Here is a 15,249-nt window from a genome sequence, read left to right as displayed (position 1 = left end):
TCGGACATCGATCAGGCGGGCGGCGTGCCGGCCCGGTGGTCGTGCCCGCGCGTGTGGCCGGTCTTCGCGGCCACGCGGCGCTGCGCCCGCAGGAAGACCCACTGGCCGATCGCGGCGGTGATCAGGATCAGCGTGTTGGTCACGATGAACACCCAGTTGTGCAGCAGCCAGCTGTAGGCGATGAAGCCGATCGACGCCGCCATCTGTCCGGCGAACAGCCAGTGCGACACGCCGCGCGGGTCGGGCTCGCGCCACTGGCGCCAGGTCTGGCGGGCGAGGGTGGCGATCAGGATGGCGGAGGCGAGCCAGCCGACGAGGTCGGGATTGTCCATGTGGCGAGGATGGGGGCGCGGGCGTGAAGCACGCGGAGTGACAGGCGGGCGGCCCACGGAAAGCCGTTGTGCAGCCCCGGCGTGCGGCGCATGTCGCCACGTCGCGCACGCTGGCGGCGCTGGGCCCGCCGGTATCCTGTGCGCCCCCGGGGCCGTGGCGCCCCCGCGCTCCTGGACCCTGCCTCGTGTCGTACACCCCGCGCCACCGACCCCGTGCCACCAGCGCCGAGGCCGTGATATCGGCATCGCACAGGCGGCGGCCCTCGCGCTGGCTGATGCTCGCCGCGGGCGTGGGCGTCGCCGCGGCGCTGGCCCACGCATTCCCGGACGAGCTCGCCCGCGCGGTGGCTACGCTGCGCGGCTGGGCGGCCCCGGACGCACCCGTCGCGGGCTCCCCGGTCGCGCTTCCCGCCCCGATGGCGCCGTCGCCGTCGTCGCCCCCGGCGTCCGTCGCCACCAGCCCGGCGGTGGAGGTGCCCGAGCCGGCGCCTGCCCCGGTCGAACCGGCGGCGCCGATGACGGTCATCCAGGTCATCCCGCCGCCGCGACCGGAACCCTACCGGGTGGTGCGCCAGCGGCCGGACAGTGCCGCCAGCCCGGCCGTCACGGCCCCTAGGGCCGCCGTCCGGCCCTCGCCGCAGAAAGCCGTGGTGGAGGCGTTGCGGGCCGGCACGCTGCGCCTGGCCACGTCCAGCGACCTGGCCGCCTGGAAGTCGCGCAACGGGCAGGCCGGCGCGGTATTCGACGAGCGCACCCGCTACATGAAGGCCTACGTGATCACCCGCGATTTCGAGATTCCCGACGGCCTGAGCGGGGCCGACGCCGTGCTGTTCCTGATCCAGCCCGGCGCGCCCTATCCCCACGGCAGCGAGGGCCATTCCCCGCTGCTGGACATGCAGAGCGGCGCCTGCATCGGCGGCATCTGTTCGATGCTGACCGAGGAATAGGCCAGGCGGCACGCAAGCCCCGGGGCGCGGTAAGGTGGTCGAGGGCGAGCCACCCGCGGCGGCTGCCCCGGCTTTCCAGCCCCGTGTCAGAGCGGGGCGTACCTACAGGTTCCAGCATGTCCCGACAGTCCAAGGCACGCCGCGACGCGCGCCGCAAGAAAGAACCCGACCGCCCGATCCGTCGCCTCGGCCAGCCGATCCAGCCGCATGCGCAGCTCGCCGACGCCCAGGGCGCGGCCGTCGGTGGCGCGGGCTGGCGCGACGGCCAGTGGTTGACCGTCGTGGGCGGGCAGGTCGTCGCCCGCACCGACAGCGCGGCATTGACCCTGGCCGTGCTGCGCCACCTGGTCGCGCTGCGCGAGGCCGCAGGACAGCCGGTGACGCTGACCTTCTCGCCCTCGCTGGAAGCGATGGCCACACGCGAAGCGGCCGCCCTCGGACTCACGCTGGAGGAGTACCTCCAGCAACTGGAAGACGAGCGCCTTTCGCGCGATGAAGCGCCGCCCGGCGCGGAGCCCATGGCCGCTTCCACCGACGCCGATCGCCTGAACTGAGGCCGCGGACGCCGTGTCGCGTCCATCCATCCTCCATCGTGCGTGGCCGTTGTCGTCATGCGGCGCGGCACGCCGCGTACAGGCCAAGCATCCTCAGGACGGCCCGTGCGTCGCGCAGGCACACTCGCGGCGGATTCGAAGCGAGAGCGCTCCATGCAACGTCACCCTGCGGCCTTCGCCATCCTTGGTCGGTGGCGGCCTGGCCGGCACGTTCGACATCGCCTACGCCATCAGCTTCGCCGCCTGGCGCGGGATGCCGCCGGAAAAACTCCTGCAGCTGGTGGCCAGCGGCCTGCTCGGCAGCGCCGCCTACGACGGCGGCTGGAACACCGCGCTGCTCGGCCTGGGCCTGCATTTCCTGATCTCGCTCGCGGCGGCCGCGGTGTTCTACACCGTCGCCCGGCGCTGGCTGCCGGTGCTGCGCACGCACCCGATCGAGGCCGGCCTCGCCTTCGGCCTGGGCATGTTCGCGTTGATGAACTTCATCGTGCTGCCGCTGTCGGCGTTCCCGCACCCGGTGCGGTTCACCGCGCTGGCCACGGGAACCAACCTGGCCTCGCACCTGTTCCTGTTCGGCTTGCCGATCGCGCTGGCGACGCGGCGCGCGCTGGGACGCGGCTGACGCGCGGGCGTCTGCCCGCGCGTCGATGGCCCTGGGCCCCGGGGGCCAGCGCGTGCCGGCTAGCCCAGTGCGGCGAACGCATCCCGGGTGAGGTTCTCCGGCGCGTCGTCGGTGCACACCACGTCGTCTTCGATGCGGATGCCGCCGTAGGGCCGCAACTGTGCGACGCGGTCCCAGTTGACGCTCGGGCCCAGTCCCTTGTCCTTGAGTTCGTCCAGCAGCATGTCGATGAAGTACAGGCCCGGCTCGATGGTGACCACCATGCCCGGCTCGAGGACGCGCGTCAGGCGCAGGTAGGGATGGCCCGTCGGCTTGGCGATGGTGCCGCCGCCCTGGTCGGCGGCCGCGAAACCGGCCACCTCATGCACCTGCAGGCCGATGCCGTGGCCGATGCCGTGCGGGAAGAACGCGCTGCTCACGCCGGTCTCCACCGCCACGTCGGGCGCGACGTTGATCAGGTCGAAGTCGCGCAGGATGCGCGCGATCGCCAGGTGCGCATCCAGGTGCAGCTGCCGGTAGTCGAAGCCGGCACGGACCTGCGCGCACATCGCCTGCTGGGCGGCGTCCATCGCGTCGACCAGGGCCTGGAAGTCGCCCGAGGTGTCCTGGGCGTAGGTGCGGGTGATGTCGCTGGCGTAGCCCAGGTGGCTGGCGCCGGCGTCGATCAGGAAACTGCGGGACTGCGCGGGCGGCAGTCGGTCGCGATCGTGGTAGTGCAGGATCGCGGCGTGCTCGTTGAGCGCGACGATGTTGTTGTAGGGCAGGTCGTTGGCGTCCTGCATCGCGGCCTGGCAGTACACCAGGTGGATGCCGAACTCGCTCGCGCCGGCGCGGAATGCGCGCTCGGCGGCGCGATGGGCGCGCACGCCAATGCGCGAGGCCTGGCGCATCAGCGCCAGCTCGTACGGCGTCTTGAACGCGCGGTGGTATTCCAGGTAGTCGACCACCGCCTGCGGGTTGTTGGGCACGAATGCGCCCAGCGCGCTCAGCGGTTCGCCCAGGATCGCGCAGCGCGCCGCGTCGCGGGGCAGGTGCTGCAGGGCCTCGTCCGGCTTGCGGATGACCACGATGTCGAAGTGTTCGGCCCAGTGGCCCGACGGCGCCTGCGGCACCGCGTGCCAGTAGTCGAACGGTTGCAGGTACAGCAGCTTCGTCCGCTGGCCCGGCGTGTGGATCACCCAGCTGCCCGGATTGCGGGTGAGCGGCGCCCAGTGCTTGAACTGCGGATTGACCGCGTAGGGATAGTCGCGGTCGTCGAACAGCTGGTAATGGCTGGTGCCGCTGGGCACGACGAGGTGGTCGTAGCCACCGCGCTGCAACGCGGCATCGGCGCGGTCGCGGACGACCTGCAGGTGCTGTGCGTAGAGGGTTGCGAGGGGGACGGCGTTGCGGGAGGCGGGAGCAGTGGCGACATTCATGCGCGGACCAACCGTGTGGGGTTGGCCCATTCTAGGCCCGCGCACCTGAGCGGTACCGTGCGCAACGTGGCGGTGCCTTCACGTCGGTCGCACCGTAGTGGGCCCACTGCGCCGTGCCGGGCGCGTGGCGAAAAAAGCGCCGGTCAGGCGTACTGGCTGCCCGGCGCGTCGATCCAGCGACGCAGGTGCTGCATCTGCTCGTCGCTCATCGTGATGAACCGGAAACCGACCCAGGACTGGCCCGGCGCGCTGGCTTCGTCGCGCCACAGCAGGTGCGCGCCCACTTCCAGCGGGACCTTGGACTGCGGGCCGCCGCCGCCGTTGGAGAGGATGAAGCGAAGCTGGTACAGCGCGTCGGCCACGAGCGGGGCACTGGCCATCACCAGCATGCCCGTCTCGGAAATATTGCCCAGGTGACCGATCACCGCCTCGGTCATCGTGTCGGTGATGTGGATGGTGTCGGTGGGCTGGCGCCGCCGGCTCCTTCTGAATTCCTTCATGCGTCGGCGTCTCCGTTCGGCTCGGTGCGGGCGAAGTTGCGCAGCGCGCCGAGGGCGGTGTGCCAGGCGCGGTCGACCAGGCTGCTGTCATCGGCGGTGACCACGTGGGCCTGCTGCTGCGCGAGCATCCGCGCCAGGCTGTCCAGCGACTGCTCGCCCACGCGCTGGCCGCGCTGGTTCACGAACAGGGCGTGGTCGGTCATCGGGCTGTACCAGGACAAGCGGCGGCGCACGACGTCGCCCTGCTGGTTGGTGACGAACTCGAACCAGGTACCGAAGGGCAGGGTGCGCAGGTATTCGTAGGCGGCCTGCTCCGGGCCCGAGCGCGGGGGCAGATCGGATTTCTCCGGCCCGGACTCCTGGCCCAGGCGGCCACGCGACTTGAGCTTCATGGCCAGCTCGGTCCGCGAGGCCGGATCGTTGGATTCCTCGTCGACCCGGGCGGTGAGGCGGCGGGCGATGTCGGCCGCTTCCTCGTCGTGGTAGCCCACGAACGCCAGTGCGCGCTCGATCTGCCCGGCCAGTGCCGGCGGCGGAGGCACGGCGGCGTCCAGGCTGGTGGCCATGACGATCGCGCGGGTTGCGGCTTCCAGTTCCTTCCAGTCCTCCGAGTCCTCGCCGCTGCGCAGCAGCGTGAGGGTCAGCACGTCGGTCCACGAGCTGGCCAGCAGCGTGCGCACGAAACGCGGCAGGTTCTGGTCGCGTCCGGCCTCGTCGATGGCTTCCGTGGCGCGGCGCTTGGCCAGTTCGAGCTTTTCCTTGCCGCGCGCCGCGTCGACATGGCGGCGCTCGCTGACTTCGGCCCGGCGGGCCATGGTCTGCAGGTGCTGCTGGATGCGGCTGTTGGCCGCCTCGAAGACATTCGTGTCGCCCTCGAAGTGGGCGACGACGTCATCGACGGCATGCTTCAGATGGTCGGTGAGCTGCGGGTCGAGCTCCTCGTCCGACATCCACGACGCGCCCGATTCGGCGACGGCGTTGAGCAGCTGGCGTGCCGGATGCTGGTGCTGGACGAAGAAGCCGCGGTCCTTGAGTACCAGCCGCAGCAGCGGCACGACCAGGTCGTGCAGCAGGCGGTTGCTGGGCGCGTCCTGGCGCAACTCGCGCCCGATCTCGGCCAGCAGGATGGACAGCAGTTCGAAGGCGTCGTTGTCGTCGTTGGACAGCGCGGCGGCCTCACCGCGCAACTGCCGCGTCTGGGCCAGCAGCGCCTGGCGCACGTCGTGCACGGTGCGCGGCTTGCGCGCCAGGCCGGAGGCGCCGCCACTGTCGCGACCCATCGACTGCAGTCGCGAAAGCGCCTGTTCGACGTCGTCGGTGCTCAGTTGCGCCCGTTCGATCGGGCTGGGCTTGCGCTTGCGGCCGGGCCCGAGCTTGCCGAGCAGGTCGCGACGCGAGGCCAGCATTTCCTGCAGCAGGGCGAAGGCCTGGCTGTCCTGCGCGGTGGGACCGGCGTAGCCGCTGGCGCCGACGCCAGCGCCGGTACCTCCGCCGCCGCCACCGCCACCGCCACCGCCGCCGCCACCGGGACCGCCGCCGCCACCACCGGGACCGCCATTGCCACCGCGACCGCGACCCGTCCCGACGCCGCCTTCAAACTCGCCGTCGCCGGGCATGTCATCGGGTTCGGACCCACCGAACCAGCCCGTGTGCGGGCGTGATCCCGACAACGGCGGTTCGGGCGGGCCATAGGCTTTTTCGCGTCGTTCGCGCCCGGCGTCGCCCGTCAGTTCGGACTGCAGCGTGGGGCGGATGCGGATGGGCACGTAGGCGAGGTTGGGCAGCACGTTCTCGCGGGCGAGGGTGCCGTTCATGGCCTCGACCAGCTGCGTGTAGCCGTTGAGCGCGTAATTGTCGAAGCAGCGGAACAGTTCGAGGCGGGGCTGGAGGTCCAGCTGCAGCACGTGGCTGGCCTGGCCGAGGATGCGCCCCAGCTGCTGCGGGCCGACGGGCAGGCGTTCGGAGTCGTATGCGGGCGCGCCTGCCAGCACGCCGAAGCGCTGGCCCAGCAGGTGCAGCGCCAGGCTCGAGCGGGCCTCGTGGCGGGCGGCGACCGCGCGCAGCACGCTGCCTTCGTCCAGTTCGTGCTCCTCCACCAGGCGCAGTTCGCCGAAGTGCAGGTGGCCCTTGTCGGCCGGTTCGGCCGACACCGGTGTGCGGATGGTTGCCAGCGAGGTCTCCAGCGCGCTGAGGAACTGCGGGATCAGGTCCGCGCGGTTCTGTCGCACCAGCCGGAGGGTTTCGAAGTGGGCCTGCTGGAGGCCGGGGTTGGCGGCCTGGTCGGCCAGCCGGAACAACTGCTGCTCGAACTCGGCCAGCATGCGCTCCAGGGCGCGGGCCATCTCGTCCGACACCAGCGCGTACAACTGTTCCAGCGATCGCCGGACGCGGCGCGGCAGTGCCGCCGAAGCCAGCGTCTGGCGCGGGGACGAGACATGGGAACCAAAGGTCACCGCCATACCAGCCTTCCCGGGGTCGCCCGGATCGAGATGATCGTGATCGTATTCACGCCCCGGCAGAACTGCCAGCAGGGGCCGGCCCGGCCCTAATGTAACCGGCCCGGGCCGCGGCGGGCATCCGCCCGTGCGGCGCAGGAGCGCGTCCATGCGCCAGCAGGCCCTTCGCAGTGCCGTCCGTGCCCGCGTGGAGCGCGCCTGTCGGCCACTACAGGAACAGCGATACCACGTCGTTGTTGAACCGTCGCCCCAGTTCGGTGGGCTGTACGTGATCGCCGTCCACGGCCAGCCAGCCCAGGGCCTGCGCCCGGGCCAGCGCGGCTGCGATCGCGTCGCGCGGCAGGCCGGTGCGGGCCTCGAACAGCGCCAGGTCGAAGCCTTCGGCCAGCCGCAGCGCGTTGAGCATGAATTCGAACGGACGCCGGTCCGCATCGATGCGGTCGTCGCCACCAATGGCCTGCGCGCTGCCCGCCGCCGCCATCCAGGCGGTGGGGTGCTTGAGCTTCCAGCGCCGCAGGATGGCCTGGTCGAACCCCAGCGTCAGCTTGCCGTGCGCGCCGGCGCCGATGCCCAGGTAGTCGCCGTAGCGCCAGTAATTCAGGTTGTGCGCGCACTGCCGGCCCGGCCGTGCATAGGCACTGACCTCGTACTGAGCGTAGCCGCGCGCGGCCAGCCGCTGCTGGCAATGCTCCTGCATGTCCCAGCTGTCGTCGTCGTCGGGAATGCCCGCCGGCGGTCGCGCGGCGAACACCGTGTTGGGTTCCAGCGTGAGCTGGTAATGGCTGATGTGCGCCGGTTCCAGTGCGAAGGCCTGCTCCAGGTCGTCCAGCGCCATCGCCAGCGACTGGCCCGGCAGGGCGTACATCAGGTCCAGGTTGAGGTTCGACAGGCCGGCATCCTGCGCCATGCGGACCGCCGCGCGGGCCTCGCCGCTGTCGTGGATGCGGCCCAGCCGCTGCAGGCAGCCGTCGTCGAAACTCTGGATGCCGAAACTCAGGCGGTTCACGCCCGCGTCGCGATAGCCTTCGAAGCGGCCATGCTCGGCGGTGCCGGGATTGGTCTCCAGCGTGATCTCGCAGCCCGGCGCGAAGCGCAGGCGCGCACTGGCGCCCTGCAGGAAGCGGTCGACGTGCTCGGGCCGGAACAGGCTCGGGGTCCCGCCGCCGAAGAACACGCTGTGCACCGTGCGTCCCGAGGCCAGCGGCAGGTCGTGGTCCAGGTCGGCCAGCAGCGCGTCGACATAGGCGTCAAATGGCAGCGCACCCTTGCCTTCATGCGAGTTGAAATCGCAGTACGGACATTTGCGCACGCACCAGGGCATGTGCACGTACAGCGACAGCGGCGGCGGGCTCAGCGGCAGCGGCGCGGGAGTGGCATGGCCGTGCGGGGAGGGTTGCTCCGGATGGATCGGCAGGTCGGGCGAGGGCGTGCTCATGGGCGGTCGCCCGCGCCCGTGTAGGCGCCGATGCGCCGTTCGGCCAGCGTCAGCGCGTCGCCCGCCGCGTCGAGGCGGGCGTAGTCTTCCTGCGCCTGGCGCTGGAACCGCTCGTATGCCTGCCCGCTCTCCCAGCGGTCGATGCTGAGGTAACGATCGCCGTCGCCGCGCAACAGTTCGGTGGCGATGAAACCCGGGTACCGGCGGAACAGCGCGACCCACTCGCCCTGCGGGCCGTACATCGCCTCGAAGCGCATCGACGCGTCGGGACGGACTTCGTACTCCCAGATCACCACGTACACCTCACCACTCCAGGCCGTCGAGCTTCTGTCGAAGGCTCGCCAGCGCGCGGCCGCGGTGGCTGAGCCGGTTCTTGATCACCGGATCGAACTGCGCGGCCGAGATCCGGTTGTCCGGATCCAGGAACACCGGGTCGTAGCCGAATCCGCCGTCGCCCTGCGGCGCATGCAGGATCTGTCCGGACCACCGGCCTTCGGCGATCACCGGTTGCGGATCGTCGGCATGGCGCAGCAGCACGATCACCGCGTAGAAGTGCGCGCCGCGGCGTTCCATGGGAACGTCCTTCATCGCTTCCAGCAGCTTGGCGATGTTGGCCTGCGCGTCGCCATGCGCGCCGGCGTAACGGGCCGAATACAGGCCCGGGGCGCCGCCCAGCGCGTCCACGCACAGCCCCGAATCGTCGCCCAGCGCGGGCAGGCCGGTCAGTCGCGCGGCGTTGCGTGCCTTGAGCAGCGCGTTCTCGACAAAGGTAAGCCCCGTTTCCTCCGCGTCGGGAACGCCCAGCTCGCCCTGCGTCACCAGGCCGATGCCGGCCTGTGCCAGCAGCTCGCGGAACTCGGCGAGCTTGCCGGGGTTGGAGCTGGCCACGACCAGTTTCATGCTCAGCCCTTGAGTTGGACCAGGTCCCAACGGTTGCCGTACAGGTCCACGAACACCGCGACGGTGCCGTAGCTCTCCTCGCGCGGATCCTCGGCGAAGCGCACGCCGCGCGCGCTCATCGCCGCGTGGTCGGTGGCAAAGTCATCGGTGTGCAGGAAGAAGCCGACGCGGCCGCCGACCTGGTCGCCGATCCGCGTGCGCTGGGCCTCGGTGACGGCCTGCGCGAGCAGCAGCGCCGTACCCGAGGCGCCCGGCGGCGCCACGCGTACCCAGCGCTTGCCGTCGCCCAGGTCGGTGTCCTGCAGCAGGGTGAAGCCCAGCACCTGGGTGTACCAGGCGATGGCTTCGTCGTAATCGCCCACGACCAGGGCGATGTTGGCCAGGTTTTGCGTCATCGGTGTCTTCTTCCAGGATCAACGCCAGGGCGTCGCGCCCAACGGCGCGCAAGGCGGTAGCAGTGAACACCGGCAGGGCCTGGGGCCGCACCGGAAAATGAAGGCGTCCGTCGCATGACCGACGCCTGGATCGTCAACCGGCCAGCGCCTCGCGCTGCATCCGGATCAGCTGGGCGATGCCGGACTCGGCCAGGCCGAGCAGGGCGTCGAGTTCCTCGCGCCGGAACGCGTGGCCTTCGGCCGTGCCCTGCACCTCGATGAATCCGCCGCCATCATTCATGACCACGTTCATGTCGGTGTCGCAATCGCTGTCCTCGGCGTAGTCCAGGTCCAGCACGGGCACGCCGCGATAGACGCCGACCGACACCGCGGCGACCGCGCCGACGATCGGGTCGTTCGCGATGAGGCGGCGCGTGCGCAGCCAGCGCATCGCATCCACCAGCGCGACATAGGCGCCGGTGATGGCGGCGGTGCGGGTGCCGCCGTCGGCCTGCAGGACGTCGCAATCCAGGGTGACGGTGCGTTCGCCCAGCGCGCGCCGGTCGACGCAGGCGCGCAGCGCGCGGCCGATCAGGCGCTGGATCTCCAGCGTCCGTCCGCCCTGTTTGCCGCGTGCGGCCTCGCGATCGTTGCGGGTGTTGGTGGAGCGCGGCAGCATCCCGTACTCGGCGGTGACCCAACCCTCGCCCTTGCCGCGGAGGAAGTTCGGGACCCGTTCGTCGACGCTGGCCGTGCACAGCACGCGTGTCTCGCCGAAGCTGACCAGGACCGAACCTTCGGCATGGCGTGTGTAGCCGCGTTCGATGCGCACCGGCCGCAGGTGGTCGGCGGCCCGGCCGCTGGGTCTGGCGATTTCGTTCATCGGCGCATTTTACGTTACCGGCGGCCTTAACCGCCCGCGCCCGGCCCGGACGGGCCCCTGCCGGGTCGCGTGGCATACTGCGCGGCCCGTGCCGTACCGGCCGCGCCGCAGGACTCCCCCATGATTCGCAGCATGACCGCCTTTGCCAGCGGGGAGCGGACCACCCCGTGGGGCACCCTCGGCTGCGAACTGCGCTCGGTCAATCACCGTTTCCTGGAAGTGGGCGTGCGCCTGCACGACGAACTGCGCGCGCTGGAGCCCGCGCTGCGTGAACGCGTGGCCGCACGCATCTCGCGCGGCAAGCTCGACCTTACCCTGCGCCTGCGTGCCCCCGAAGGCGGCGCGGGCCTCAAGGTGGATCCGGCCCGGCTGCGGGAACTGAGCGACCTGGCCATCGACCTGACCGCGCGTTTCCCCGGCCTGCATACCGATTTCACCCAGTTGCTGCAGTTCCCCGGCGTGCTGCAGGCGCCCGCCGCCGATACGGCATTGCTCCAGGAGCAGGCCCTGTCGCTGCTGGACGAGGTGCTCGACGAGTTCGTGATCGCGCGTGAGCGCGAGGGTGGCAAGCTCGCGGCCGTGATCTCCGAGCGGGTGGACGGCATCGATCGCATCACCCTGGAAGTGCGCGCGCTGATGCCGCAGATCCGTACCGGGCAGCGCCTGAAGATGGAAACGCGGCTGGGCGAGCTGTCGCAGCCGCTGGAACCGGGAAGGCTGGAGCAGGAACTGGTGTTGTGGCTGCAGAAGCTGGACGTGGAGGAAGAGCTCGACCGGCTCACCTCCCACATCACCGAGGCGCGCCGGGTGCTCAAGCTGAAGGAAGCGGTGGGCCGCCGTCTGGACTTCCTGCTGCAGGAATTCAATCGCGAGGCCAACACCCTGGGTTCCAAGTCGGTCGATGCGCGCAGTTCGGCGGCGGCGGTCGAACTGAAGGTCCTGATCGACCAGGTGCGCGAACAGATCCAAAACATCGAGTAGGGCGGGAGTGAGTGATCAGGAGTGAGAAACGAGTGCAAAGCCTCGTCCTTCCACCTGGCCCTCCTCCGCACCCGGTTTACGCACGGCCTTCACTCACTTCTCACTCCTGATCACTCACTCCTGCCCCCATGCGCGGAACCCTCTACATCGTCGCGGCGCCCTCCGGTGCCGGCAAGTCCAGCATCGTCAACGCCGTGCTGGCGCGCGATCCGAACATCTGCCTGTCGATCTCGTTCACCTCGCGCGCGCCGCGACCGGGCGAGCGGCATGCCGAGCATTACCACTTCGTCAGCGCGCCGGAATTCGAGCGCATGGTCGAGGCGGGCGACTTCTTCGAGAACGCGCTCGTGCATGGCGACTGGAAGGGCACGGCCCGGCAGTCGGTCGAGCCGCAGCTGGCCTCGGGGATGGACGTGCTGCTGGAAATCGACTGGCAGGGCGCGCGCCAGGTGCGCGACAAGGTGCCCGACGCGGTCAGCGTCTTCATCCTGCCGCCGTCGCGCCAGGCGCTGGAGCACCGCATGCGCGGGCGCGGGCAGGACAGCGAGGAGGTCATCGCCCAGCGCCTGGCGGCCGCGCGCGAGGAGATGTCCCACTACATCGAATTCGATTACGTCATCGTCAACGAGAACTTTGCCGTGGCGGTGGACGAGATGTGCGCGATCTTCACCACCAGCCGCCTGCGGCGCGAAGCCCAGGTCGCGCGGCATTCGCGGCTGATCACCCAGCTGCTGGCGGACGAGTAGGGTCCGCGGCCGCGCGGGGCAGGCGCGGAGCCGGCCCCTGGGGCCCGATGACGGGCTCGCCGGGGCGGCCGAGGCCCCGCCCGGCCCTGTTTTCAGGCCATGGAGCGAGCTAAATCGCTGATTCATAAGGCGACAGTTGCGCCGGAGCCGCCCGGCCGCCTACAATCCCTCCCCCCTCAAAAGCCTGCATGGACGGCCCTCGCGCCGCCCGGGAGTCCCATGGCCCGCATCACCGTAGAAGATTGCCTGGAAGTGGTCGATAACCGCTTCGAACTCGTCATGATGGCTGCCAAGCGCGCGCGCCAGCTCGCCAACGGCGTCGAGCCGCTGCTCGACAACAGCGAGGCCCAGGACAAGCCGACCGTGCTGGCCCTGCGCGAAATCGCCTCCCGTCGCCTCGACACCGACTACATCGACGCCGTCGAGAAGGCCGAGCGCGAGCGCAAGGAACGCGAAGCCCTGGAATGGGCCGCGGCCGAAGTGGTCGCCGACGACGACATGTCGAAGGGCGACGACTGATCCCGGGATCGGTCACCGCATCGCACGTTTTCACGACCCCGCTCCGGCGGGGTCGTGTCGTTTGGGACGGACGGCGTCGGGAATGACCCGCAGGGCCGAACTTGATCGCGGGTCGCCCCCGGCCGCGCGTCCCGTGGGCCGTGCCGCACGCGAGCCTGAATCGTGAACGGATCCAGCACCGGCAAGGCCAATGCAAGCGTCGGCGGCGTTGCACCCCGCCACGTCGACACCTGGTCGACACCACGTCCTGACGGGGGATGGCCCACCCGTTCACGCGGGCGAGGGCTGATTGGGTGAGGTCGCGGCATTGCGTCAGCCGCCGCGGCCCGTATATTCAGGTCATGACCCCTTCCGAGACGGTGCTGGCATCGCCACTGCCCGGTGCGTCCGACGACGCGCCGCCGGACTATGTGCGCGAGCTGGAGCAGGCGGCCCATTACCTGCCGCTGGCGCAGCGCGAGCAACTGCACCGGGCCTGGGCCATCGGCGCGGCGGCCCATGCCGGCCAGACCCGCAAGTCGGGCGAGCCGTACATCACCCACCCGGTGGCCGTGGCCAAGGTGCTGGCCGACCAGGGGCTGGATGTGGAGACCCTGGTCGCGGCGATCCTGCATGACACGCTGGAAGACACGCCCCTCACACCGGAGGCCATCACCACCGGTTTCGGCGCGACGGTGACCGAGCTGGTCGACGGCGTGACCAAGCTGGACAAGCTGCAGTTCCGCGACCGCCAGGAAGCCAACGCCGAAAGCTTCCGCAAGATGCTGCTGGCGATGTCGCGCGACCTGCGCGTGATCCTGATCAAGCTGGCCGACCGCCTGCACAACATGCGCACCCTGGGCGCGCAGAGCACCGAGGCGCGGCGCCGCATCGCCACCGAGACGCTGGAGATCTACGCGCCCATCGCCCAGCGCCTGGGCATGAACCTGATCAAGGCCGAGCTGCAGGACCTGGGTTTCCGCGCCCTGCACCCCTGGCGCCACGCCGTGCTGGAAAAACGCATCCGCACCCAGCCGGTGATGCGGCGCGAATCGATGGTCCAGATCGAGGCGCAGCTGGCGCAGAAGCTGGCCAAGGAGAAACTTCAGCACCGCCTGGTGAGCCGGGTGAAATCGCCCTGGAGCATCTACAGCAAGATGCACGCCGAGCACAAAAGCTTCACCCAGGTGATGGACGTGTTCGGCTTCCGGATCGTGGTGGGCACGGTGGCCGACTGCTACCACGCGCTGGGCGTCGTGCACGCCGCGTACAAGCCGCTCGACGCGCGCTTCCGCGATTTCATCGCCATCCCCAAGGCAAACGGCTACCAGTCGCTGCACACGGTGCTGTTCGGTCCGTACGGCTCGCCGATCGAGGTGCAGATCCGCACCGAGGACATGGACCTGATCGCCGAGAAGGGCATCGCGGCGCACTGGTCGTACAAGCACGGCGGCAATACCTCGGGCGCGCAGAGCCGCGCGCAGGGCTGGATCAACAACCTGGTCGAATCCCAGCGCGCCACGGGCTCTTCGCTGGAGTTCCTCGAGAACGTCAAGGTCGACCTGTTCCCGGACGAGGTCTACCTGTTCACGCCCAAGGGCGACATCCTCGCGCTGCCGCGCAACGCGACCGCGCTGGACTTCGCCTACGCCGTGCACACCGACGTGGGCAACCATGCCGTGGCCGCGCGCGTGGACGGCAAGCTGGTGCCGCTGCGCAACAAGCTGGCCAGCGGACAGCGGGTGGAGATCATCACCGCGCGGTCGTCGGCGCCCAAGCCGCAGTGGCTGGAGTTCGTGGTCTCGGGCAAGGCGCGCACCTCGATCCGCCAGCAGCTCAAGCAGCTCGAGCATGAGGACGCGGTGCAGCTGGGCCACCGGATGCTCGATCGCGCGCTGGAGGCGCAGGCCACCTCGCTCGAGCGGGTGCCGGCCCAGCGCGTGGACGCGTTCCTGCACGAGCACCGCTATCCGCGCCTGGAGGCGTTGCTGGCCGACATCGCCCTGGGCAACCGCATGCCGGCCCAGGTCGCCCAGGCCCTCGTGCGCGAGAAGGCCGCCCGGCAGAAAACCGCGCGCGTGGTCGAACCGATCCCGCGCAGCGAGGAGAACATCCTGATCACCGGCGCCGAGCGCGGCGTGATCAGCTTCGCCCAATGCTGCCTGCCGATCCCCGGCGACGACATCATGGGGTACCACACCACCGGCAAGGGCATCGTGGTGCACCGGCTGGACTGCCCGAACCTGGCCGAATACCGCAAGTCCCCGGATCGCTGGGTGGCGATCGGCTGGGACCGCAAGGTCACCGGCGATTTCCCCACCGCCATGCGCATCGAACTGGACAACCGGCCCGGCGCGCTGGCGCAGGTCGCCGCCGCGATCGCCGAGGCCGAGTCGAACATCGACCGACTGGAATACATCGAACGCGACACCAATATTTCCGCGATCCGTTTCCAGATCGAAGTCCGCGACCGCAAGCACCTGGCCGAGGTGATGCGCCGCGTGCGGCGCCTGAAGGTGGTGCTGGGCGTGGCGCGCATCTGAGCGGGACGACCGGGCGCGCGGGTCTTCCCAAGGTCCCCGTTCCCGCTCCACTATGCCCGC

At 70.2% G+C, this 15,249-nt stretch carries 16 protein-coding genes; 7 read left to right on the top strand and 9 right to left on the bottom strand.

Going from position 1 to position 15,249, the window contains the following annotated elements:
* Positions 1–11 precede the first annotated feature (11 nt).
* Positions 12–332 (bottom strand): hypothetical protein, encoded by a 321-nt coding sequence (locus tag I8J32_RS01635; RefSeq protein WP_245156386.1) that lies wholly within the window; start codon positions 330–332, stop codon positions 12–14.
* Between the two features lie 275 nt (positions 333–607).
* On the opposite strand from I8J32_RS01635, the gene I8J32_RS01630 reads away from it, so the two are divergent.
* The 3 genes from I8J32_RS01630 to I8J32_RS01620 all read left to right on the top strand — a co-directional run bounded on the left by I8J32_RS01630 (position 608) and on the right by I8J32_RS01620 (position 2,455).
* Positions 608–1,279: a hypothetical protein gene (locus I8J32_RS01630; RefSeq protein ID WP_207526727.1), complete on the top strand. Its 672-nt coding sequence runs from the start codon at positions 608–610 to the stop codon at positions 1,277–1,279.
* A 116-nt stretch (positions 1,280–1,395) separates the two neighbouring features.
* Positions 1,396–1,833: a hypothetical protein gene (locus tag I8J32_RS01625; RefSeq protein ID WP_200614388.1), complete on the top strand. Its 438-nt coding sequence runs from the start codon at positions 1,396–1,398 to the stop codon at positions 1,831–1,833.
* A 184-nt stretch (positions 1,834–2,017) separates the two neighbouring features.
* Positions 2,018–2,455, top strand: coding sequence for a hypothetical protein (locus I8J32_RS01620; RefSeq protein WP_207526726.1), 438 nt, complete (start codon positions 2,018–2,020; stop codon positions 2,453–2,455).
* A gap of 59 nt (positions 2,456–2,514) precedes the next feature.
* Here the strand turns inward: I8J32_RS01620 and pepQ are convergent, their stop codons facing one another.
* The 8 genes from pepQ to rph form a co-directional block, all read right to left on the bottom strand.
* The gene (pepQ, locus tag I8J32_RS01615; RefSeq protein ID WP_200614384.1) at positions 2,515–3,873 is read right to left on the bottom strand and encodes a Xaa-Pro dipeptidase; all 1,359 of its coding nucleotides are present in this window, start codon (positions 3,871–3,873) and stop codon (positions 2,515–2,517) included.
* Positions 3,874–4,016: 143 nt separating this feature from the next.
* A complete protein-coding gene (locus tag I8J32_RS01610; protein ID WP_200614383.1) occupies positions 4,017–4,373 on the bottom strand; it encodes a PilZ domain-containing protein in 357 nt (118 codons plus the stop codon).
* Positions 4,370–6,826: a DUF1631 family protein gene (locus I8J32_RS01605; protein WP_200614381.1), complete on the bottom strand. Its 2,457-nt coding sequence runs from the start codon at positions 6,824–6,826 to the stop codon at positions 4,370–4,372. The genes I8J32_RS01610 and I8J32_RS01605 overlap by 4 nt, the downstream gene beginning before the upstream one ends.
* Before the next feature lie 211 nt (positions 6,827–7,037).
* Complete coding sequence (gene hemW, locus I8J32_RS01600; protein WP_245156467.1) at positions 7,038–8,150, bottom strand: radical SAM family heme chaperone HemW; 1,113 nt, start codon at positions 8,148–8,150, stop codon at positions 7,038–7,040.
* A 110-nt stretch (positions 8,151–8,260) separates the two neighbouring features.
* Entirely contained in the window at positions 8,261–8,566 is a 306-nt protein-coding gene (locus tag I8J32_RS01595; protein ID WP_200614378.1) for an antibiotic biosynthesis monooxygenase family protein, read from the bottom strand.
* A gap of 1 nt (position 8,567) precedes the next feature.
* Positions 8,568–9,164, bottom strand: coding sequence for an RdgB/HAM1 family non-canonical purine NTP pyrophosphatase (gene rdgB, locus I8J32_RS01590; protein WP_200614377.1), 597 nt, complete (start codon positions 9,162–9,164; stop codon positions 8,568–8,570).
* A gap of 2 nt (positions 9,165–9,166) precedes the next feature.
* The gene (locus I8J32_RS01585; protein WP_200614376.1) at positions 9,167–9,559 is read right to left on the bottom strand and encodes a VOC family protein; all 393 of its coding nucleotides are present in this window, start codon (positions 9,557–9,559) and stop codon (positions 9,167–9,169) included.
* A gap of 133 nt (positions 9,560–9,692) precedes the next feature.
* The gene (gene rph / locus I8J32_RS01580; RefSeq protein WP_200614375.1) at positions 9,693–10,421 is read right to left on the bottom strand and encodes a ribonuclease PH; all 729 of its coding nucleotides are present in this window, start codon (positions 10,419–10,421) and stop codon (positions 9,693–9,695) included.
* A 120-nt stretch (positions 10,422–10,541) separates the two neighbouring features.
* Here rph and I8J32_RS01575 point away from each other — a divergent pair, with 120 nt between their 5' ends.
* From I8J32_RS01575 to I8J32_RS01560, 4 genes are all read left to right on the top strand, one after another.
* On the top strand, positions 10,542–11,402 hold the full coding sequence (locus I8J32_RS01575) for a YicC/YloC family endoribonuclease (protein ID WP_207526724.1): 861 nt from the start codon (positions 10,542–10,544) through the stop codon (positions 11,400–11,402).
* A 128-nt stretch (positions 11,403–11,530) separates the two neighbouring features.
* Entirely contained in the window at positions 11,531–12,148 is a 618-nt protein-coding gene (gmk, locus tag I8J32_RS01570) for a guanylate kinase (RefSeq protein WP_200614373.1), read from the top strand.
* A gap of 219 nt (positions 12,149–12,367) precedes the next feature.
* Positions 12,368–12,667 (top strand): DNA-directed RNA polymerase subunit omega, encoded by a 300-nt coding sequence (gene rpoZ, locus I8J32_RS01565; RefSeq protein WP_200614372.1) that lies wholly within the window; start codon positions 12,368–12,370, stop codon positions 12,665–12,667.
* A 341-nt stretch (positions 12,668–13,008) separates the two neighbouring features.
* Positions 13,009–15,189: a RelA/SpoT family protein gene (locus I8J32_RS01560; RefSeq protein ID WP_200614371.1), complete on the top strand. Its 2,181-nt coding sequence runs from the start codon at positions 13,009–13,011 to the stop codon at positions 15,187–15,189.
* Positions 15,190–15,249: the final 60 nt, after the last annotated feature.

The organism is Lysobacter solisilvae, from assembly GCF_016613535.2.
In the GTDB taxonomy this organism is placed as follows: Bacteria; Pseudomonadota; Gammaproteobacteria; order Xanthomonadales; family Xanthomonadaceae; genus Agrilutibacter; species Agrilutibacter solisilvae.
This window is presented reverse-complemented; position numbering and strand designations above follow the sequence as displayed.

Bases quoted from the DNA above. Each gene is read 5' to 3' on its own strand.
- I8J32_RS01635 (WP_245156386.1), bottom strand. From the start codon at position 332: ATGGACAATCCCGACCTCGTCGGCTGGCTCGCCTCCGCCATCCTGATC.
- I8J32_RS01630 (WP_207526727.1), top strand. From the start codon at position 608: ATGCTCGCCGCGGGCGTGGGCGTCGCCGCGGCGCTGGCCCACGCATTC.
- I8J32_RS01625 (WP_200614388.1), top strand. From the start codon at position 1,396: ATGTCCCGACAGTCCAAGGCACGCCGCGACGCGCGCCGCAAGAAAGAA.
- pepQ (WP_200614384.1), bottom strand. From the start codon at position 3,873: ATGAATGTCGCCACTGCTCCCGCCTCCCGCAACGCCGTCCCCCTCGCA.
- I8J32_RS01610 (WP_200614383.1), bottom strand. From the start codon at position 4,373: ATGAAGGAATTCAGAAGGAGCCGGCGGCGCCAGCCCACCGACACCATC.
- hemW (WP_245156467.1), bottom strand. From the start codon at position 8,150: ATGCCCTGGTGCGTGCGCAAATGTCCGTACTGCGATTTCAACTCGCAT.
- rdgB (WP_200614377.1), bottom strand. From the start codon at position 9,164: ATGAAACTGGTCGTGGCCAGCTCCAACCCCGGCAAGCTCGCCGAGTTC.
- I8J32_RS01585 (WP_200614376.1), bottom strand. From the start codon at position 9,559: ATGACGCAAAACCTGGCCAACATCGCCCTGGTCGTGGGCGATTACGAC.
- rph (WP_200614375.1), bottom strand. From the start codon at position 10,421: ATGAACGAAATCGCCAGACCCAGCGGCCGGGCCGCCGACCACCTGCGG.
- I8J32_RS01575 (WP_207526724.1), top strand. From the start codon at position 10,542: ATGATTCGCAGCATGACCGCCTTTGCCAGCGGGGAGCGGACCACCCCG.
- gmk (WP_200614373.1), top strand. From the start codon at position 11,531: ATGCGCGGAACCCTCTACATCGTCGCGGCGCCCTCCGGTGCCGGCAAG.
- rpoZ (WP_200614372.1), top strand. From the start codon at position 12,368: ATGGCCCGCATCACCGTAGAAGATTGCCTGGAAGTGGTCGATAACCGC.
- I8J32_RS01560 (WP_200614371.1), top strand. From the start codon at position 13,009: ATGACCCCTTCCGAGACGGTGCTGGCATCGCCACTGCCCGGTGCGTCC.